The following is an 18,957-nucleotide window of genomic DNA, read 5'->3' on the forward strand; positions in this document are numbered from 1 at the left end:
CCATGGGACACGTCGAGATCTCGCACCTGGAGTACTACCTGCCGGATGGGCGGGTGCTGTTCGACGATGCGTCCTTCCGGGTGGGGGAGGGCGCGTCGGTCGCCCTGGTCGGCGCCAACGGCGCGGGCAAGACCACCCTGCTGCGCCTGGTGGCGGGTGACGCCCAGCCGCACGGCGGGACGGTCACGGTCAGCGGGGGCCTGGGCGTGATGCGGCAGTTCGTCGGCACCACCGGCCGGACCCGGTCCGCCGACCCGGACGGCGCCGTCGGCGGCCTGCCGGAGGACGCCTGCGTACGGGACCTGCTGGTCTCGGTGGCGCCGCCGCTGATCGCGGCGGCCGCTCGGGCGGTGGACGCGGCCGAGCTGGCGATGATGGCGCAGGACGACGAGCCGGCCCAGCTGGGCTATGCGCAGGCGCTGGCCGACTGGGCGGACGCGGGCGGCTACGAGTACGAGACCGTCTGGGACGTGTGCACCACCGCCGCGCTCGGCGTGCCGTTCGAGCGGGCCCAGTGGCGCGGGCTGAACACCCTCTCCGGCGGCGAGCAGAAGCGGCTGGTGCTGGAGGCGCTGCTGCGCGGCCCGGACGAGGTGCTGCTGCTGGACGAGCCGGACAACTACCTGGACGTACCGGGCAAGCGCTGGCTGGAGGAGCAGTTGCGGGCCACGCCCAAGACCGTGCTGTTCATCTCGCACGACCGGGAGTTGCTGGCCCGTACCGCCGACAAGATCATCAGTGTCGAGCCGGGCCCGGCGGGCAGCCGGGTGTGGGTGCACGGTGACGGCTTCGCCTCGTACCACCAGGCCCGCAAGGAGCGCTTCGCGCGGCTGGAGGAGCTGCGCCGCCGCTGGGACGAGGAGCACGCCAAGCTGAAGCAGCTGGTCAACACGCTCAAGAACAAGGCGGCCTTCAACGACGGCCTGGCCTCCCGCTACCAGGCGGCGCAGACCAGGCTGCGCAAGTTCGAGGAGGCCGGGCCGCCGGAGCTGCCGCCGCGCGAGCAGCAGATCTCCATGCGGCTGAAGGGCGGCCGTACCGGGGTGCGCGCCGTCACCTGCCGGGGGCTCGAACTCACCGGTCTGATGGCCCCCTTCGACCTGGAGGTCTTCTACGGCGAGCGGGTCGCGGTGCTGGGCTCCAACGGCTCCGGCAAGTCGCACTTCCTGCGGCTGCTGGCCGGGGACGGCTCGGTGCGGCACGGCGGCGAGTGGCGGCTGGGGGCCCGGGTGGTGCCCGGCCACTTCGTCCAGACGCACGCACACCCCGAGCTGCTGGGCCGCACCCCGCAGCAGATCCTGGAGACCGAGCACGCCAGGGACCGGGGCCAGGCGATGAGCGCGCTGCGCCGCTATGAGCTGCACGGCCAGGCGGACCAGCGCTTCGAGAGCCTGTCGGGCGGGCAGCAGGCGCGGCTGATGATCCTGCGGCTGGAGCTGTCCGGCGTGACCGCGCTGCTGCTGGACGAGCCGACCGACAACCTGGACCTGGAGAGCGCCGAGGCGCTCCAGGAGGGGCTGGACACCTTCGACGGGACGGTGCTCTGCGTCACCCACGACCGGTGGTTCGCCCGCTCGTTCGACCGCTTCCTGGTCTTCGGGCAGGACGGCCGGGTCTATGAGGCGCCGGAGCCGGTCTGGGACGAGAAGCGGGTCGACCGCGAGCGGTGACACCCATCCGCCGGACGGGTCGTTTTGACCCGTCCGGGGCGAGCCCGGTATTCTGCGAGCTTGTTGTGCGTATTGGCTCGCTCCATCTCACGTGAGAGGTCGGTACGCCGGTCCACCGGGCCGATGACCAGCGGAATCCCCCTTGTTGCGTCCAAGGCGGCATGTCGTGGCTGATCGTGATCGTCCGGGTGGCCCTGTCAGGACACACTCACTGAAAAGCGAAGGCTACGACCGTGCGTACGTACAGCCCTAAGCCCGGCGACGTCCAGCGTCAGTGGCTCGTCATCGACGCGACCGACGTCGTGCTGGGCCGCCTGGCCACCCAGGCCGCATCCCTTCTCCGGGGCAAGCACAAGCCGGTGTACGCGCCGCACGTTGACACTGGTGACTTCGTCATCATCATCAACGCCGACAAGGTGCACCTCTCCGGCAACAAGCGGGAGCAGAAGCTCGCCTACCGCCACTCCGGCTACCCGGGCGGTCTCCGCTCGGTGCGCTACGGCGACCTCCTGGACAAGACTCCGGAGAAGGCCGTCGAGAAGGCCATCAAGGGCATGCTGCCGAAGAACTCGCTCGGCCGTCAGATGCTCTCGAAGCTGAAGGTGTACTCGGGCGACCAGCACCCGCACGCTGCCCAGCAGCCGGTGTCGTTCGAGATCACCCAGGTCGCGCAGTAATTCCGGCCACCAACCCCCAACTGAGTAGCAGGAGCTGAGGATCACCGTGGCCGAGACTGCCATCGAGACCCCCCTTGAGGTCGAGGAGACCGTCGAGGAGAACTACACCACCGAGTCGCTGGCCTCCCGCTTCGGCGAGGCCCTGCCGGGCGTCGGCCTCGGCCGCCGCAAGGAGGCGATCGCCCGCGTGCGCATCGTCCCCGGCACCGGTGTGTGGAAGATCAACGGTCGCACCCTGGAGGAGTACTTCCCCAACAAGGTGCACCAGCAGATCGTCAACGAGCCCTTCAAGGTGCTTGAGATCGACGGCCGCTACGACGTCGTGGCCCGCATCAGCGGCGGTGGCGTCTCCGGCCAGGCCGGCGCGCTGCGCCTCGGCGTGGCCCGCGCGCTGAACGAGGCGGACGTGGACAACAACCGCGCCCCGCTGAAGAAGGCCGGCTTCCTGACCCGTGACGACCGCGCGGTCGAGCGTAAGAAGGCCGGTCTGAAGAAGGCGCGCAAGGCGCCGCAGTACAGCAAGCGCTAAGCAGCGAGCGCTGGGCGGGAGCCTTCGGGCTCCCACTCCGCGCGTCGACGCCCCGGGAGCACTCCGCCCCCGGGGCGTCGTGCTCCCCGGCACCCGGCATCATGGGTGCCGCATGGCGCCAATGGAGTAGTCGTACGGTATGCACAACCCGGGTGTGGGCACGCTCAGCAGCAGGTGTGTGCCGCTGGTCCGGGAGAGCGCTCCCGCGCGGCGACGAGCCACGGAGGATGGATCAGTGGGACGACTCTTCGGAACAGACGGCGTACGTGGCGTCGCCAATGTGGACCTCACCGCCGAACTGGCGCTGGGGCTGTCGGCGGCGGCAGCGCACGTACTCGGTGACGCCGGCGCCTTCGAGGGCCACCGGCCGGTCGCGGTGGTCGGCCGCGACCCCCGCGCCTCGGGCGAGTTCCTGGAGGCGGCCGTGGTCGCCGGCCTGGCCGGCTCGGGCGTGGACGTACTGCTGGTCGGCGTGCTGCCGACGCCCGCGGTCGCGTACCTGACCGGTGTGCTCGGCGCCGACCTCGGCGTGATGCTCTCCGCCAGCCACAACCCGATGCCGGACAACGGCATCAAGTTCCTCGCCCGGGGCGGGCACAAGCTCGCCGACGAGATCGAGGACGCCATCGAGGAGCAGTACCGGCGGCACGCCGCCGACGCCTCCTGGCAGCGGCCCACCGGCGCGGCGGTCGGCCGGGTCCGCAGCTATGACGAGGGCTTCGACCAGTACGTCGCCCACCTGGTCGCGGTGCTGCCCAACCGGCTGGACGGGCTGAAGGTCGTCATCGACGGCGCCCACGGCGCGGCCGCCCGGATCTCCCCGGAGGCGTTCGCTCGGGCCGGCGCCGAGGTCGTCCACACCCTGGGCGCGGAGCCGGACGGCCTCAACATCAACGACGGCGTCGGCTCCACCCACATCGACCGGCTGCGCACCGCCGTGGTCGAGCACCGCGCCGACCTGGGCCTGGCCCATGACGGCGACGCCGACCGCTGCCTGGCGGTCGACGCCAACGGCAACGAGGTCGACGGCGACCAGATCCTCGCCATCCTGGCCGTGGGGATGCGCGAGGCCGGGACGCTGCGGAAGAACACCGTGGTCGGCACCGTGATGTCCAACCTGGGCTTCAAGCTGGCCATGGAGCGGGAGGGCATCGGGCTGGTACAGACCGCCGTGGGCGACCGCTATGTGCTGGAGTCGATGAAGGAGCACGGCTACTCGCTGGGCGGCGAGCAGTCCGGGCACGTCATCCTGCTGGACCACGCCACCACCGGCGACGGCACCCTCACCGGCCTGATGCTGGCGGCCCGGGTCGCCGCGACCAAGCAGCCGCTCGCGGACCTGGCGGCGGTGATGACCCGGCTGCCGCAGGTGCTGATCAACGTCACCGGGGTGGACCGGACGCGGGTGCACAGCTGCGACGACCTCGCCCTCGCGGTGGCCGAGGCCGAGGCGGAGCTGGGGCTCACCGGGCGGGTGCTGCTGCGGCCGTCGGGGACGGAGCCGCTGGTGCGGGTCATGGTGGAGGCGGCTGAGGCGGTGCAGGCGCAGTCGGTCGCGGAGCGGCTGGCGGGCGCGGTGCGGACGCACCTGGGCTGAGGGCTTCGCGCTCTGCGGGGGCGGTGCGGTGACCGGGGGCGGGGCGGGCGAGGGGTCAGAGTTTGCGGAGGCGGGCGCGGCGGACCTTGTGGTCGGGGCCCTTCTGGAGGACCAGGGTGGCCCGGCCCCGGGTGGGGAGCACATTCTCCAGCAGATTGGGCCGGTTGATGGTGCGCCAGACGGTGCGCCCGTACTCCAGCGCCTCCTCCTCCGGTACGTCGGTGAAGCGGCGGAAGTACGACGAGGGGTCCTGGAAGGCGGTCTCCCGCAGTTCGCGGAAGCGGGAGAGGTACCAGTTCTCGATGTCGTCGGTGCGCGCGTCCACGTAGATCGAGAAGTCGAAGTGGTCGGAGACCGCCAGCCGGGTGCGGCCGTCCTTGCCGGGAAGGGCCGGCTGGAGCACGTTCAGCCCCTCCACGATCAGGATGTCGGGCCGCCGGACCGTCAGCTTCTCGCCGGGCACGATGTCGTACACCAGGTGGGAGTAGACCGGCGCGGTCACCTGGTCCTTGCCGGCCTTCACATCCGCGACGAAGCGGGTGAGCGCCCGGCGGTCGTACGACTCGGGGAACCCCTTGCGGGCCATCAGGCCGCGGCGGCGCAGCTCGGCGTTGGGCAGCAGGAAGCCGTCGGTGGTGACCAGCTGCACCTGCGGGTGTTCGGGCCAGCGGGCCAGCAGTGCCTGGAGCAGCCGGGCGGTGGTGGACTTGCCGACCGCGACGGAGCCGGCCACCCCGATGACGAAGGGGGTGCGGACCCGCTCGGCGTCCCGGCTGCCCAGGAAGGTGCCGACCGCGCCGCGCAGCTCATGGGTGGCGTGGATGTAGAGGTTCAGCAGCCTGGAGAGCGGCAGGTAGACGTCGACCACCTCGTCCAGGTCCATGGCGTCGCCGAGCCCGCGCAGCCGCTCCACCTCGGCGGCGGTCAGCGGGAGGGGGGTGCGGTCGCGCAGCGCGCTCCACTCCGCCCGGTCGAGGTCCACGTACGGGGTCGGGGAGGGCGCCGTCGCGGACTGCACGCGGGCTTCGCTCATCAGCACGTGGTCCATTGTGGGCCGGGCGGCGTCGGTCGGTCCGGCCGGGGCGTGTGGGCTCCGTCACGGCCGGCCCGGGAGGCGCCTGGCCGGGTGCTGCGGTCGGACAAATCGTACCGGTTGGGCGTACGCCGCTTATGCTGACGCTCATGTGCGGAATTGTTGGTTACGTGGGCGGGCAGCCCGCGCTCGATGTAGTGATCGCCGGCCTGAAGAGACTGGAGTATCGCGGCTACGACTCGGCGGGCGTCGCCGTGCAGACCGAGGACGGCGAGCTGGCCGTCGACAAGCGGGCGGGCAAGCTCGCCAACCTGGAGAAGGCGCTCGCGGAGAGCCCGCTGCCGTCCGGCGGCACCGGAATCGGGCACACCCGGTGGGCCACCCACGGCGGTCCCACCGATGCCAACGCCCACCCCCACCTGGATGACGCGAGCAGGGTCGCGGTCGTCCACAACGGGATCATCGAGAACTTCGCGACGCTGCGGGCGGAGCTGGCGGAGCGCGGGCACCAGCTGCGCTCGGAGACCGACACCGAGGTGGTCTCGCACCTCCTCGCGGAGGAGTACGGTCCGGCCGGCGGCGACCTGGCCGAGGCGATGCGGCGGGTCTGCCGGATGCTGGACGGGGCGTTCACCCTGGTCGCGGTGCACGCGGACGCGCCGGGCGTGGTGGTCGGCGCCCGCCGCAACTCGCCGCTGGTGGTCGGGCGCGGCGAGGGCGAGAACTTCCTCGCCTCGGACGTGGCCGCGTTCATCGCCCACACCCGGGAGGCGATCGAGCTCGGCCAGGACCAGGTCGTGGAGCTGCGCGCCGGTTCGGTGACGGTCACCGACTTCGACGGTGCGCCCGCCGAGGTCCGCGAGTACCACGTGGACTGGGACGCGTCGGCCGCCGAGAAGGGCGGTTACGACTACTTCATGCTCAAGGAGATCGCCGAGCAGCCCAAGGCGGTCGCGGACACCCTGCTGGGCCGGATCGGCTCCGACGGCCGGCTCACCCTGGACGAGGTGCGGATCGAGAGCCGGGTGCTGCGCGCGGTCGACAAGGTCGTGATCGTGGCGTGCGGCACCGCCTTCCACGCGGGCATGATCGCCAAGTACGCGATCGAGCACTGGACCCGGGTGCCCTGCGAGGTCGAGCTGGCCAGCGAGTTCCGCTACCGGGACCCGATCCTGGACGAGCAGACCCTGGTCATCGCCATCTCGCAGTCCGGCGAGACCATGGACACCCTGATGGCGCTGCGGCACGCCCGTGAGCAGGGCGCCAAGGTGCTGGCCATCTGCAACACCAACGGCTCCACCATCCCCCGCGAGTCGGACGCCGTGCTGTACACGCACGCCGGTCCGGAGGTCGCGGTGGCCTCCACCAAGGCGTTCCTCACCCAGCTGGTCGCCTGCTACCTGGTCGCCCTCTACCTGGGCCAGGTGCGCGGCACCAAGTGGGGCGACGAGATCTCCGACGTGATCCGGCAGCTGGCCGACGCCCCCCGGCAGGTCCAGGAGGTGCTGGCCACCATGGAGCCGGTGCGGGAGCTGGCCCGGTCGCTGGCCTCGGCGTCCTCGGTGCTGTTCCTGGGCCGCCATGTGGGCTACCCGGTGGCGATGGAGGGCGCGCTCAAGCTCAAGGAGCTGGCGTACATGCACGCCGAGGGCTTCGCGGCGGGCGAGCTGAAGCACGGTCCGATCGCGCTGATCGAGCCGGGGCTGCCGGTGGTCGTGGTGGTGCCGTCGCCGCGCGGCCGCTCGGTGCTGCACGACAAGATCGTCTCCAACATCCAGGAGATCCGGGCCCGTGGTGCGCGGACCATCGTGATCGCGGAGGAGGGCGACGAGACGGTGGCCCCGTACGCCGACCACCTGGTCCGCATCCCGGTGACGCCGACGCTGCTCCAGCCGCTGGTCTCCACGGTGCCGTTGCAGGTTTTCGCCTGCGAGCTGGCCACCGCCAAGGGCCATGAGGTGGACCAGCCGCGCAACCTCGCCAAGTCGGTGACGGTGGAGTAGCGGGCGTCACCCGTCCGGCGGGCACCGCCCGCCGCCCTCCGTCCGCCGTGCGGCACCGGCCGGGTCGCCCCCCTCGTGGGGCGGCCCGGCTTCGCTGTGCCCGCGCCGGGCGGGCGGCGGTGCGGAATGCTGGGGGCAGCACGCGGCGGTCCGTCGCGGAGAGGAGCAGGCCGATGATCATAGGCGTGGGCATCGACGTCGCGGCGATCGACCGCTTCGGCGAATCGCTGGAGCGGACCCCCCGAATGGCCGAACGGCTGTTCACCGACGGCGAGCTGCATCTGGCGTCCGGGGAGCGGCGCGGCACCGCCTCGCTGGCGGCCCGGTTCGCGGCCAAGGAGGCGCTGGCCAAGGCGCTGGGGGCGCCCGCCGGGCTGAACTGGCTGGACGTGGAGGTGCACACCGAGCCGTCCGGGCGGCCGGTGCTCCGGGTGACCGGCACGGTGGCGGCGCGGGCCGCGGAGCTGGGGGTGACGTCGTGGCACGTGTCGCTCAGCCATGACGCGGGCGTAGCGTCGGCGGTGGTGATCGCCGAGGGGTGAACCCGTTCGGCGTACGGCGCAGGACGCTGAGGGAGGCTCGGATGCGGTACGCGCACACGGTCGAGCGGGTGCGGGCGGCGGAGGCGGCGCTGATGGCGCGGCTGCCGGAGGGCACGCTGATGCAGCGGGCGGCGGCGGGGCTGGCGGCCACCTGTGCGGGGGCGTTGTCGGACCTGCGTGGCAGTGTGTACGGCAGCAGGGTGGTGGTGCTGGCGGGCAGCGGGGACAACGGGGGTGACGCGCTCTACGCCGGGGCGCGCCTCGCCCGGCGCGGGGCCGGGGTGACGGCGGTGCTGCTGGCACCGGAGCGGGCGCATCGGGGCGGGCTGGCGGCGCTGCGGGTGGCCGGCGGCTCGGTGGCGGGTGGCCGGGGGGAGGGGGAGGAGCGGGTCGAGCACGCCGATCTGGTGCTGGACGGGATCGTGGGGATCGGCGGTACGGGCGGTCTGCGGCCGGCGGCGGTGCCGTTCGCGGCGGCGGCGCAGCGGGCCCGGGAGCGGCGCGGGGCGCTGGTGGTGGCCGTCGACCTGCCGAGCGGGGTGGACGCGGACACGGGGGAGGTGCACGGGGCCGCCGTCCGGGCCGATGTGACGGTCACGTTCGGGACGCACAAGCCGGGGCTGCTGGTGGACCCGGGGGCCGAGTACGCGGGGGTGGTGCGGCTGGTGGACATCGGGCTGGGGCCGGAGCTGGGGGAGGGGCGGCCGGGCGGTCCGGCCGCTGCCGAGGCGTTGCAGCACGCCGATGTGGCGGGGCTGCTGCCGCTGCCCGGTGGGGAGAGCGACAAGTACCGGCGGGGCGTGGTGGGGATCGCGGCCGGGTCGGCTCGCTATCCGGGGGCGGCGGTGCTCGCGGTGGCGGGGGCGCTGCACGGTGGGGCGGGCGCGGTGCGGTACGCGGGCAGTGCGGCCGAGGAGGTGGTGCGGCGCTTCCCGGAGACGCTGGTGACCGGCGGCGGGCCGGCCGACGCCGGGCGGGTGCAGGCCTGGGTGGTCGGTCCGGGGCTGGGGGATGGGCCGGAGGCGCACCGGGCGCTGGAGGAGGCGCTGGCCGCCGATGTGCCGGTGCTGGTGGACGCGGACGGGCTCACCCTGCTGGCGCAGCGCGGCCCGGTGCTGCTGGAGGGCCGCCGCGCCCCGGTGCTGCTCACCCCGCACGCCGGCGAGGCGACGCGGCTGCTGGCCGCCGTGCACCGGGGCGAGCCGGCCGACGCGGTGGCTGCGGCGCGGCTGCGGCACGCCGTGCGGCTGGCCGAGGCGTACGGGGCGGCGGTGCTGCTCAAGGGGTCGACCACGGTGGTGGTGCCGGCCCCGGCGGAGTCGGCCGAGGTGCACTCCGCCGAGGGCCGGGAGTGGCCCGGCTTCCCGGTGGCGGGCGGGCGGCCGGTCCGGGTGAATCCCACCGGTACCGCGTGGCTGGCCACGGCGGGCAGCGGCGATGTGCTGTCGGGGCTGGCCGGTTCGCTGCTGGCGGCCGGTCTCGACCCGGCCGACGCCGCCTCCGTCGCCGCCTATCTGCACGGCCTGGCCGCCCGTACCGCCGCCGTCGGCCGCTCGGGCACCGCACCGCTCACCCCGGCCGCTCCGGTGGTCGGCGCCCCGGTGTCGGCCCTGGAGGTGGCCGCCGCCCTCCGTGCCGCCTGGCGCAGCGTCCGGGCGGCCGGCTGACCGGCACTGGCGGTTCCGCTGCGGCGGCGGGTGCGTCCGGTGCCCGCCGCCGTCGGCGTCCGCCGCGCCACCGGCTGACCGCCGCTCCGCTGCCCCTTGCGCCCGGGTGCGTCTCGACTCCGTAACAGCTGGGACGTGGCTCTCGGCAGCTGCAACCGTTGGGCCGTTCGGGTGGTCTTGATGGGAGTGCGGGAGGACGCGCCGTGCGCTTTCACGGTGCGCGCCCCCACGACCCTCAGGGCCCTCATGACCCGCAGGGGAAGAGGCGCGCCGCCGGGCGGCGGGCGCGCGCTGAGGAGGCGAGATCATTGCGGAACGGGCAGATATCCGGGCGCTCACGCGCGGCCACGGCCGGGCGGCGGGCCGGCGTGGCGCTGGCCACCGTGGGCCTGGTGGCGCCGGTGTCGCTCTTCGTACTCGGCGGTGAGGCGCAGGCGGCCACGTCCTGCACCAAGACCGCCGGCCCCTACCAGCGGCAGCTGGAGTCCTACCTCAAGCTGAAGGTGGACGGCAAGCAGTCGGCCGCCGACTGCCGGGCGATCCAGAAGTTCCAGGTCAAGTACAAGATCAACCCGCACATCGGCTACGCCGGCCCGGTCACCTGGGCCAAGGTGCAGCAGCTCAAGGCGGCGGCCAACCCCAACGCGGCCGGCAAGTGCCCCACCAACAAGGGCCGGATCGCCTGCGTGGACCTCAAGCGCCAGCTGATGTGGGTGCAGAACGGCAAGAAGGTGATCTACAGCCCGGTCAAGATCCGCTCCGGCCGCAAGGGCTATGTCACCCGCACCGGCCTCAAGCGGATCTACTGGCGGCACAAGGACCACTGGTCGACCCTCTACAACGTGGCGATGCCGTACAGCCAGTTCTTCGACGGCGGCGAGGCGTTCCACGGGGTGTCCATCCCGATCTCCACCCCGCCCGGTTCACACGGCTGCGTCAACATGACCAACAGCGACGCCAAGCGGCTGTGGGGCGTCCTCAAGCAGAACGACTATGTGTACATCTGGGGCAAGCGGCCCGGCACCTGATCGCCGCCCCCACCCCGGCGCCCGCCCCGCAGCTGTCCGCGGGGCGGGCGCTCGCGTCCGCCCGCCGCACCCCCGCCCCCGGCGTGCAGGGCTCCGACCTGAGGTTCTGGGAGACTGGCATGCGATGAGAACAGCGATGCGTGCCGAAGCCACGGTGGACCTGGCGGCGCTTCGGGCCAATGTCGAAGCCCTGCGCGGCCGGGCGCCCCGGTCCCAGGTGATGGCCGTGGTGAAGGCGGACGCCTACGGCCACGGCATGGTGCCCTGCGCCCGCGAGGCCCTGCACGCGGGCGCGACCTGGCTCGGCACCGCCACCCCCGAGGAGGCGCTGGCCCTGCGGGCCGCCGGGATCGGCCCCGACCGGGCCCGGGTGCTCTGCTGGCTCTGGACGCCCGGCGGCCCGTGGGCCGAAGCGATCCTGGCCGGGGTGGACATCTCGATCAGCGCCGGCTGGGCACTGCGGGAACTGCTCGCCGCCGTCGACCGGACGGGCGTACCGGCCACCGTCCACCTCAAGGCCGACACCGGCCTGGGCCGCAACGGCTGCCAGCCGCACGACTGGCCCGCACTGGTCGCCACCGCCCGCCGCGCCGAGGCCGCCGGGCAGCTGCGCATCGCCGGACTCTGGTCCCACCTGGCCGCCGCCGACGAGCCCGGACACCCCTCGATCCGGCTCCAGCTGGCCGCCTTCCGCGATGCCGTCGACTACGCCGAGGCCCAGGGCGTCCGGCCCGAGGTACGGCACCTGGCCAACTCGGCCGCCACCCTGCTGCTGCCCGAGGCGCAATACGACCTGGTCCGGCCGGGTCTGGCGATGTACGGGCTGTCACCGGTCCCGGAGGTCGGCTCCCCGGCCGACTTCGGGCTGCACCCGGTGCTGACGCTGGCGGGCCGGCTGGCCTCGGTCAAGCGGGTGCCCGGCGGCCACGGCGTGAGCTACGGCCACCACTACGTCACCCCCGGCGAGACCACCCTCGCCCTGGTCCCGCTCGGCTACGCCGACGGCGTCCCCCGGCATGCCAGCGGCGGCGGCCCGGTCCAGGTGGCCGGAAAGTGGCGTACCGTGGCGGGCCGGGTCGCGATGGACCAGTTCGTGGTGGACCTCGGCGGCGACCGCGCCGAGCCTGGCGACGAGGCGGTGCTGTTCGGCCCGGGTGACCGGGGCGAGCCCACCGCCGAGGACTGGGCGCGGGCCTGCGGGACGCTGTCGTACGAGATCGTCACCCGGATCGGGGTAAGAGTCCCCCGCAGATATGTGGGCGGGCAGGCCGAAGGGCAGGAGGGCACCCCCTGAACATGAGCAGCGAGTCCCGGACATGAGCAGCGAGTCCCGGGCATGAGCGGCGACGCGCGCGGGCCGGCGGACGCGGCCCCCGGCGCGGGCCCCGCGCTGCGCGCCGTGCAGGCGGTCGGCGGCGTCGCCGGAGCCGCCGTGGACGGCCGGCTGCTGCGCGCCGGGCGGCGGGCGGCCCTGGTCGGCATGTCGGTGGGCGTGGTGGCGGCGGGCGCGGCCGCCGGGATGGCCATGGACCGGCTCACCGTCAGCCGCACCATGCGGCTGCGGGCCCGCGCCGAACTGGACGCCGCCGCGCCGTTCGGCTCGCTGCGCGGTGTCTCCCGCCAGGTCACGGCGGACGACGGCACCCGGCTGTACGTGGAGCTGGACGGGCTCGGCCTGCCGGAAGCGCCTGCCGCGCCGGAAGGGGAGGACGGGGATGCGGAGGACGGGGAGGCGGAGGACGGGGAGGCGGAGGACGTGGAGGTGGACGTGGACGAGGGCGTCGTACGCCGGAGCTGGTTCACCCGCCGCCGCCCGCCGCGCCCCCAGCCGCTGCCCATCGCCCCCGCCGCGCCCGCCGAGGAGCCCGGGACCGCCCCGCTGACCGTGGTGTATTGCCACGGCTACTGCCTCAACCTGGACAGCTGGCACTTCCAGCGCGCCGCGCTGCGGGACAGCGCCCGGCTGGTCCTGTGGGACCAGCGCAGCCACGGCCGCTCCGAGCGCGGCCGGTCCTACCAGTCCGGCGAACCCGCCACCATCGACCAGCTGGGCGCCGACCTGCGCGCGGTCATCGACGCGGTGGCCCCCGAAGGCCCGCTGGTGCTGGTGGGCCACTCCATGGGCGGCATGACCGTGATGGCGCTCGCCGACCAGGACCCGGAGCTGTTCCGCGACCGGGTGGTGGGGGTGGCGCTGCTCGGCACCACGGCGGGCAACTGGCGCGAGGTCACGCTCGGCCTGCCCGCGTACGGCGCCAAGGTGTGGCACCGGGTCGCGCCGGGGGTGATCCGGGCGCTGGGCCGCCAGGTGGAGCTGGTCGAGGCCACCCGGCGGGCGGGCAGCGAGCTGACGGCGGCGCTGTACCGCCGGTTCTCCTTCGGCAGCCACGAGGTGGACCCGGCCGTGGCCCGGTTCGCGGAGCAGATGCTGGAGGCCACCCCGATCGACGTGGTCGCCGAGTTCTACCCGGCCTTCGACCTGCACGACAAGACCGCCGCGCTGGCCGCGCTCTCCGGCATCCCCGCCCTGGTGCTGGCCGGCTCCCGCGATCTGCTCACCCCGCCCGGACACAGCGAGGCGATAGCCGCCGCGCTGCCCGGCGCCGAACTGCTGCTCGTCCCCGACGCCGGACACCTGGTGATGCTGGAGCACCCGGAGCTGGTGAACAGCCGCCTCGCCGCCCTGCTGGACCGCGCCACCGCCGCCCCGCCGGGCGGCGCGGGCATGCGACCCTGACCACCGGGGCACTCCGCCCCCCGCCCGTACCACCGGAAGGACAGCGACACCCCCATGGGCTCGTACGCCACGCTCACCGTGCCCACGCCCGAGGACATGCACCGCCTGGGCCGCGACCTCGCCGCGCTGCTGCTCCCCGGCGACCTGGTGCTGCTCTCCGGCGAACTCGGCGCCGGCAAGACCACGCTCACCCGGGGCCTGGGGGAGGGGCTCGGCGTGCGCGGCGCGGTCACCTCGCCCACCTTTGTGATCGCCCGGGTGCATCCGTCGCTGAGCGGGGGGCCGGCGCTGGTGCACGTGGACGCCTACCGGCTGGGCGGCGGGCTGGACGAGATGGAGGATCTCGACCTGGACGTCTCGCTGCCGGAGTCGGTGGTGGTCGTGGAGTGGGGTGAGGGGCGGGTCGAGGAGCTGTCCGAGGACCGGTTGGAGGTACGGATCGGGCGCGGGCTCGGCGGGGACGCGCCGGCCGAGGAGGACGGCGATCCGCGCCGGGTGGTGCTGGGCGGGGTGGGGCCGCGCTGGGACGGGGTGGACCTGGGGGTGCTCGCTCGGTGACGCCGGGGCGGCTGCCGCCGGGGCGGGGCCGGGCCGGGGCTGTTGCCGACACGTTGTCGGCAAGCGGTTGCATCCTGGGGGTCGGGCATGGTGACATGGTGGTGCTGGTTAGGTTTGCCTAACTCCGGGAGGCGTCATGTCGAGCACCACTCCGCGCGACGGGGCGGCAGAGTCCCGGCGCGGGCTGCCCGCGCCGGACGTTACTGCGGGCCCGGTGGGGTCCGGGCTTCCGGCCGTGGGCATACGGGATGTGCTGGCGGCGTGTGCTGCGGCGGCCGCCGTCTCCACGCCGCCGCCGGTTGACGAGCCGGGCGAGGGGCGGCTGCGCCCGGCTGCTTAGCGGCTGACCGCCTTGGGTGGGTGGGGGCCTGCGCTTGTTGTCCGGCTCGGGGTGCGTTGGGGTTGTTCGCGCGGTTCCTCGCGCCCCTGGGCAGGTGGGGGGTGGGGCTGGTTTTCGGGCTCGGGGTGCGTTGGGGTTGTTCGCGCAGTTCCTCGCGCCCCTGGGTGGCCCGGGTGGGTGGGGAGTTCTCGCGCGGTTCCTCGCCGCCCCTGGGGGTGGGGGCTGGGTTTCGGGCGCCGGGGTGCGCTCTGGGCAGGGGTGGGGTCAGTCGACGACGATGATCTTGCTCTGGGTGACATGGGTGAAGTCCCAGAGGGCCTTGCCGTCGGCGCGGGTCTCGCGGACACCGCCGGTCTTCTTGGCCGGGTCGGGCTTCGGGGTGGAGCCGTCCACCGCCGCGCTGAAGCCGACCCAGAGGTCGGAGGAGTACGCGAAGAGCACCACATGCTCGATCGGGGTGCCGTCCGAGCCGGTGGCCGTCGGGGTGAAGCTGTGCACCGGGTACGTCCCCGGGTCCGGGTCGACGGTGCTGGGCTGCACGGTGAAGGTACGCACCACCTGCGGCTTGTGCGTCGGGTCCACCAGCCACACCCGGTCCTGGCCCAGCGAGTAGACCACCCGCCGCCCGCTGCCGGAGTGGGCCGGCACCGCCGGGACCTTCGGCTTGGCCGGGGCGGTGGCGGTCGGGGCGGCCTGCACCGGCGAGGTCGAGGGTGCGGGGGCGGCGGTGGCGCGGTCCTCGGTGCCGTTCGCCTGTACGGCGAGCGCGGTGATCACGGCCAGGGCCCCCAGGGTGAGGCCGGTGACGACCACACCCGAACCGATCTTCGCCACGCGCACTCCTGCCATCCGGTTGCTGTCACCACCCATCGTGCCAGCAGTCGGCCACCCCGCCCGCCGCCGGTCCGCCCCTCGGCCGCCCGGACGACCGTTCGACCCGCTCCGGACGGGGGTGCGCGGAACGTAGCATGGTGCCCGAGACAGCAGCCCCCACCACGGTTGTAGGTTCCCGTGCTCCTCCTAGCGTTCGACACCGCCACCCCCGCCGTCACGGCCGCCCTGCACGATGGCGAAGCGGTGCTGGCCGAGTGCACCCGGATCGACGCCCGACGCCACGGCGAGCTGCTGCTCCCCGTGATCGACCGGGTGCTGACCGAGGCCGGAGCGGACAAGGGCGAGCTGACCGGTATCGCGGTGGGCGTCGGCCCCGGCCCGTACACCGGGCTGCGCGTCGGCCTGGCCACCGCCGCCGCCCTCGGCCATGCGCTGGGCATCCCCGTACACGGCGTCTGCACCCTGGACGGCATCGCGCACGCCGCCAGGGCGGGCGGTCTGGCCGAGCCGTTCGCGGTGGCCACCGACGCCCGCCGCAAGGAGGTCTACTGGGCCGCCTACGACGCGGCGGGCGCCCGGGTCTCCGGCCCGGACGTCGACCGGCCCGCCGAGATCGCCGACCGGGTGGCCGGACTGCCCGCCGTGGGCGCCGGCGCGCTGCTCTACCCGGACGCCTTCACCGGCGCGCGCGGCCCCGAGCACCTCTCGGCGGCCCACCTCGCGGCCCACGCCGCCGAGCGGCTGGCCGCCGGGGAGCAGCTGCTGCCGCCGGTCCCGCTCTATCTGCGGCGGCCGGACGCCCAGGTGCCCGCCGGTTACAAGGCGGTGCTCCCGGCGTGAGCGGCGGGCCCGGCGCCGCCCTGCGGCCCATGCGCTGGTGGGACATCGCGCCGGTGGTGGAGCTGGAGAACCGGCTCTTCCCCGAGGACGCCTGGTCGGTGGGCATGTTCTGGTCCGAGCTGTCCGCCACCCGGCACCCCGGCGCTAGCCGCCACTACACGGTGGCCGAGGACGCCGGGGGCCGGATCGCGGGCTACGCCGGGCTGATGGCGGTGGCCGGCGAGGGCGATGTGCAGACCATCGCGGTGGCCCACGAGCACTGGGGCACCGGGCTCGGCTCCCGGCTGCTGGCCGACCTGGTCCGGGAGGCGGGGCGGCGCGGCTGCGCCGATCTGCTGCTGGAGGTGCGGGTCGACAATCTGCGCGCCCAGCGGCTGTACGAGCGCTTCGGTTTCGAGCCGGTCGGCGTCCGACGCGGCTACTACCAGCCCGCCGGGGTGGACGCCCTGGTGATGCGCCTGGCGGACCCCGCGCACGCCCCGCTGCCCGCCGCTGCGGACCATCCCGCCGGACATCCAGTTGTACCTTCGGCCGATCAAGGAAAGACCACTCATGGCTGACGAGCCCCTCGTACTGGGCATCGAGACCTCCTGCGACGAGACCGGCGTCGGCATCGTCCGGGGCACCACCCTGCTCGCCGACGCGGTGGCCTCCAGCGTCGACGAGCACGCCCGGTTCGGCGGCGTCGTCCCGGAGGTCGCCAGCCGCGCCCACCTGGAGGCGATGGTCCCCACCGTGCAGCGCGCCCTGGACACGGCGGGCATCGTCGCGAGCGACCTGGACGGCATCGCGGTCACCGCGGGCCCCGGGCTGGCCGGTGCGCTGCTGGTCGGGGTGTCGGCGGCCAAGGCGTACGCGTACGCGCTGGGCAAGCCGCTGTACGGGGTGAACCACCTGGCCTCGCACATCTGCGTCTCCCAGCTGGAGCACGGCCGGCTGCCGGAGCCGACGATGGCGCTGCTGGTCTCCGGCGGGCACTCCTCGCTGCTGCTCACCGAGGACATCACCCGGGACGTACGGCCGCTGGGCGCCACCATCGACGACGCGGCGGGCGAGGCGTTCGACAAGGTGGCCCGGGTGCTCGGCCTGGGCTTCCCCGGCGGCCCGGTGGTGGACCGGCTGGCCCGCGAGGGCGACCCGGAGGCCATCCGCTTCCCGCGCGGGCTCACCGGCCCCCGCGACCCGGAGTACGACTTCTCCTTCTCCGGGCTGAAGACCGCCGTCGCCCGCTGGGTCGAGCAGCGGCGGCGGGCCGGGGAGGACGTACCGGTGGCGGACGTCGCCGCGTCCTTCCAGGAGGCGGTCACCGATGTGCTCACCCGCAAGGCGGTCAGGGCGTGCCGGGACAGCGGCGTCGACCATCTGATGATCGGCGGCGGTGTGGCGGCCAACTCGCGGCTGCGGGCGATGGCCGAGGAGCGCTGCGAGCGGGCCGGCATCCGGCTGCGGGTGCCGAGGCCGGGGTTGTGCACCGACAATGGTGCGATGGTGGCCGCGCTCGGCGCCGAGATGGTCTGGCGCGGCCGGGACGCCTCGGCGTTCGACCTGTCCGCCGACTCCTCGCTGCCGGTCACCGAGGTCTCCGTACCGGACCCGCACGGGGCCGTGCACGCGCACGCCCACCAGGCGCTGGGAGGTGGGGTGTGACCGTCACCCTGATGTGGGAGGCACGGGCGGCCGAGGGGCGCGGCGGCGCGCTGCTGGCCTGGGCGCTGGAGCGGGGCCTGCCCGCGCTCACCGCGTCGGCGGCCGGTCTGGAGCGGGCCGAGGTGTTCACCGCCGCCGAGGACCGGGTGCTGGTGATCACCTGGTGGTCGGCGGCTCCGGAGGCGGTGACCGAGCCGGAGCGGCGTACGCTGCCCGAGCTGCCGGACCCGCCGCAGGAACTGCTGGCCCGCGCCCCGCACCGGTGGCGCTTCCACCGGGTCGAGAGCTTCCCGTGACCGCCGCGCGCCCCGGCAACCACCGATCCGCCCCCGGCGTCCTCATACGCATGATCGATCGGAGTGCACGCGGGCGAGCGGTCCGGTACGGCGTCATCGGCGCCTCGCTGGCCGCCGCCGCCTCGCTGGCCGCCTGCGGCACCGGCGCGCCCGCCCCCGGCCCCGGCGGCCCGACCCCGTCGGCGGGCGCCACCACGGCCCACGCCGCCATCCCGTCCGCCGACGCCAGGCGGGAGGCCGCCCGACGGCAGGCCGCGCTCTGGCGCGGCTGGCACCTCACCCCGCTGCGGGCCGCCCCCAAGCCGCCCGCCGCGCCCGCGCTGCCCACCGGCGGACCGGGCGACTCAGGACCGATCCCGGTGATCAGCCAGGTCGACACCAAGGACCGGGTCGTCTTCATCACCATCGACGACGGCGCCGAGAAGGACCCGGAGTTCGTCCGGATGCTCAGCGAGCTCAAGGTGCCGGTCACCATGTTCCTCACCGACGCCAGCATTCGCACTGACTACCGCTACTTCACCCCGCTCCAGGGGCTCGGCAACACCGTCCAGAACCACACCCTGACCCATCCCGACCTGCCCACCCTCGGCGCCGCCGCCCAGCGCGCCGAGATCTGCGGCCAGCAGCAGAAGCTCGCCAAGGAGTACGGCAAGGCGCCCACCCTGCTGCGGCCGCCGTACGGGAACTACAACGCCGCCACCCTCCAGGCGGCCAAGGAGTGCGGGATCAAGGCCGTGGTGCTCTGGAAGGAGTCGATGCAGATCACCGACATGCAGTACCAGGCCCCCGACAAGAAGCTGCGCCCCGGTGACGTCATCCTGGCCCACTTCCGGGGCCCGTCCGAGCTCAAGGGGCACACCATGACCCAGATGTTCGCCGCGCTGCTGCACCGCATCCAGCAGCAGGGCTTCGCGGTGGGCCGGCTCGACGACTACCTGGGCACCTCCGGCTGACCCGCC

Annotated in this window: 18 protein-coding genes; 16 read left to right on the forward strand and 2 right to left on the reverse strand. The window is 74.1% G+C overall.

The annotated features are described in order from the left end of the window. Positions 1 to 2 precede the first annotated feature (2 nt). From ACIQGZ_RS13780 to glmM, 4 genes are all read left to right on the forward strand, one after another. On the forward strand, positions 3 to 1,670 hold the full coding sequence (locus ACIQGZ_RS13780; protein WP_402601665.1) for an ABC-F family ATP-binding cassette domain-containing protein: 1,668 nt from the start codon (positions 3 to 5) through the stop codon (positions 1,668 to 1,670). Positions 1,671 to 1,903: 233 nt separating this feature from the next. Beyond that, positions 1,904 to 2,347 (forward strand): 50S ribosomal protein L13, encoded by a 444-nt coding sequence (gene rplM, locus ACIQGZ_RS13785; RefSeq protein ID WP_402601666.1) that lies wholly within the window; start codon positions 1,904 to 1,906, stop codon positions 2,345 to 2,347. A 46-nt stretch (positions 2,348 to 2,393) separates the two neighbouring features. Then, complete coding sequence (gene rpsI, locus ACIQGZ_RS13790) at positions 2,394 to 2,876, forward strand: 30S ribosomal protein S9 (RefSeq protein ID WP_402601667.1); 483 nt, start codon at positions 2,394 to 2,396, stop codon at positions 2,874 to 2,876. A gap of 235 nt (positions 2,877 to 3,111) precedes the next feature. Beyond that, the gene (gene glmM, locus ACIQGZ_RS13795) at positions 3,112 to 4,473 is read left to right on the forward strand and encodes a phosphoglucosamine mutase (RefSeq protein ID WP_402601669.1); all 1,362 of its coding nucleotides are present in this window, start codon (positions 3,112 to 3,114) and stop codon (positions 4,471 to 4,473) included. Between the two features lie 55 nt (positions 4,474 to 4,528). Here the strand turns inward: glmM and coaA are convergent, their stop codons facing one another. After that, positions 4,529 to 5,512 (reverse strand): type I pantothenate kinase, encoded by a 984-nt coding sequence (gene coaA / locus ACIQGZ_RS13800; protein WP_402601671.1) that lies wholly within the window; start codon positions 5,510 to 5,512, stop codon positions 4,529 to 4,531. A gap of 143 nt (positions 5,513 to 5,655) precedes the next feature. Between coaA and glmS the strand changes: the two genes are divergently transcribed. The 7 genes from glmS to tsaE all read left to right on the forward strand — a co-directional run bounded on the left by glmS (position 5,656) and on the right by tsaE (position 14,041). Continuing rightward, positions 5,656 to 7,509, forward strand: coding sequence for a glutamine--fructose-6-phosphate transaminase (isomerizing) (gene glmS, locus ACIQGZ_RS13805; RefSeq protein WP_402601672.1), 1,854 nt, complete (start codon positions 5,656 to 5,658; stop codon positions 7,507 to 7,509). Positions 7,510 to 7,682: 173 nt separating this feature from the next. Beyond that, positions 7,683 to 8,051, forward strand: coding sequence for a holo-ACP synthase (locus tag ACIQGZ_RS13810; protein WP_402601674.1), 369 nt, complete (start codon positions 7,683 to 7,685; stop codon positions 8,049 to 8,051). Between the two features lie 41 nt (positions 8,052 to 8,092). Further along, positions 8,093 to 9,718, forward strand: coding sequence for an NAD(P)H-hydrate epimerase (locus tag ACIQGZ_RS13815; protein ID WP_402601675.1), 1,626 nt, complete (start codon positions 8,093 to 8,095; stop codon positions 9,716 to 9,718). A 308-nt stretch (positions 9,719 to 10,026) separates the two neighbouring features. Continuing rightward, complete coding sequence (locus ACIQGZ_RS13820; RefSeq protein WP_402601677.1) at positions 10,027 to 10,746, forward strand: L,D-transpeptidase family protein; 720 nt, start codon at positions 10,027 to 10,029, stop codon at positions 10,744 to 10,746. A 136-nt stretch (positions 10,747 to 10,882) separates the two neighbouring features. Beyond that, positions 10,883 to 12,040 (forward strand): alanine racemase, encoded by a 1,158-nt coding sequence (gene alr / locus ACIQGZ_RS13825; RefSeq protein WP_402601679.1) that lies wholly within the window; start codon positions 10,883 to 10,885, stop codon positions 12,038 to 12,040. A gap of 42 nt (positions 12,041 to 12,082) precedes the next feature. Then, a complete protein-coding gene (locus tag ACIQGZ_RS13830; RefSeq protein ID WP_402601680.1) occupies positions 12,083 to 13,483 on the forward strand; it encodes an alpha/beta fold hydrolase in 1,401 nt (466 codons plus the stop codon). 54 nt (positions 13,484 to 13,537) lie between these two features. Beyond that, positions 13,538 to 14,041 (forward strand): tRNA (adenosine(37)-N6)-threonylcarbamoyltransferase complex ATPase subunit type 1 TsaE, encoded by a 504-nt coding sequence (gene tsaE, locus ACIQGZ_RS13835; RefSeq protein WP_402601681.1) that lies wholly within the window; start codon positions 13,538 to 13,540, stop codon positions 14,039 to 14,041. A gap of 604 nt (positions 14,042 to 14,645) precedes the next feature. Here tsaE and ACIQGZ_RS13840 read toward each other — a convergent pair. Then, complete coding sequence (locus ACIQGZ_RS13840; protein ID WP_402601682.1) at positions 14,646 to 15,215, reverse strand: hypothetical protein; 570 nt, start codon at positions 15,213 to 15,215, stop codon at positions 14,646 to 14,648. 177 nt (positions 15,216 to 15,392) lie between these two features. Between ACIQGZ_RS13840 and tsaB the strand changes: the two genes are divergently transcribed. The 5 genes from tsaB to ACIQGZ_RS13865 are packed head-to-tail and all read left to right on the forward strand — an operon-like array spanning position 15,393 to position 18,951. After that, positions 15,393 to 16,055, forward strand: a complete 663-nt coding sequence (tsaB, locus tag ACIQGZ_RS13845) for a tRNA (adenosine(37)-N6)-threonylcarbamoyltransferase complex dimerization subunit type 1 TsaB (protein ID WP_402601683.1) — start codon at positions 15,393 to 15,395, stop codon at positions 16,053 to 16,055. Between the two features lie 29 nt (positions 16,056 to 16,084). Beyond that, positions 16,085 to 16,615 carry a ribosomal protein S18-alanine N-acetyltransferase gene (gene rimI / locus ACIQGZ_RS13850; RefSeq protein ID WP_402601975.1) on the forward strand — a complete coding sequence of 177 codons (531 nt, stop codon included), beginning with the start codon at positions 16,085 to 16,087 and terminating at the stop codon, positions 16,613 to 16,615. Further along, positions 16,608 to 17,702 (forward strand): tRNA (adenosine(37)-N6)-threonylcarbamoyltransferase complex transferase subunit TsaD, encoded by a 1,095-nt coding sequence (gene tsaD / locus ACIQGZ_RS13855; RefSeq protein WP_402601684.1) that lies wholly within the window; start codon positions 16,608 to 16,610, stop codon positions 17,700 to 17,702. The genes rimI and tsaD overlap by 8 nt, the downstream gene beginning before the upstream one ends. Continuing rightward, on the forward strand, positions 17,699 to 17,998 hold the full coding sequence (locus tag ACIQGZ_RS13860) for a hypothetical protein (RefSeq protein ID WP_402601686.1): 300 nt from the start codon (positions 17,699 to 17,701) through the stop codon (positions 17,996 to 17,998). Before tsaD ends, ACIQGZ_RS13860 begins: the two co-directional genes overlap by 4 nt. A gap of 50 nt (positions 17,999 to 18,048) precedes the next feature. Then, complete coding sequence (locus tag ACIQGZ_RS13865) at positions 18,049 to 18,951, forward strand: polysaccharide deacetylase family protein (RefSeq protein WP_402601687.1); 903 nt, start codon at positions 18,049 to 18,051, stop codon at positions 18,949 to 18,951. Positions 18,952 to 18,957 lie beyond the last annotated feature (6 nt).

Origin of the sequence: Streptomyces sp. NPDC092296 (assembly GCF_044755465.1) — a bacterium.
Classification (GTDB): Bacteria; Actinomycetota; Actinomycetes; order Streptomycetales; family Streptomycetaceae; genus Peterkaempfera.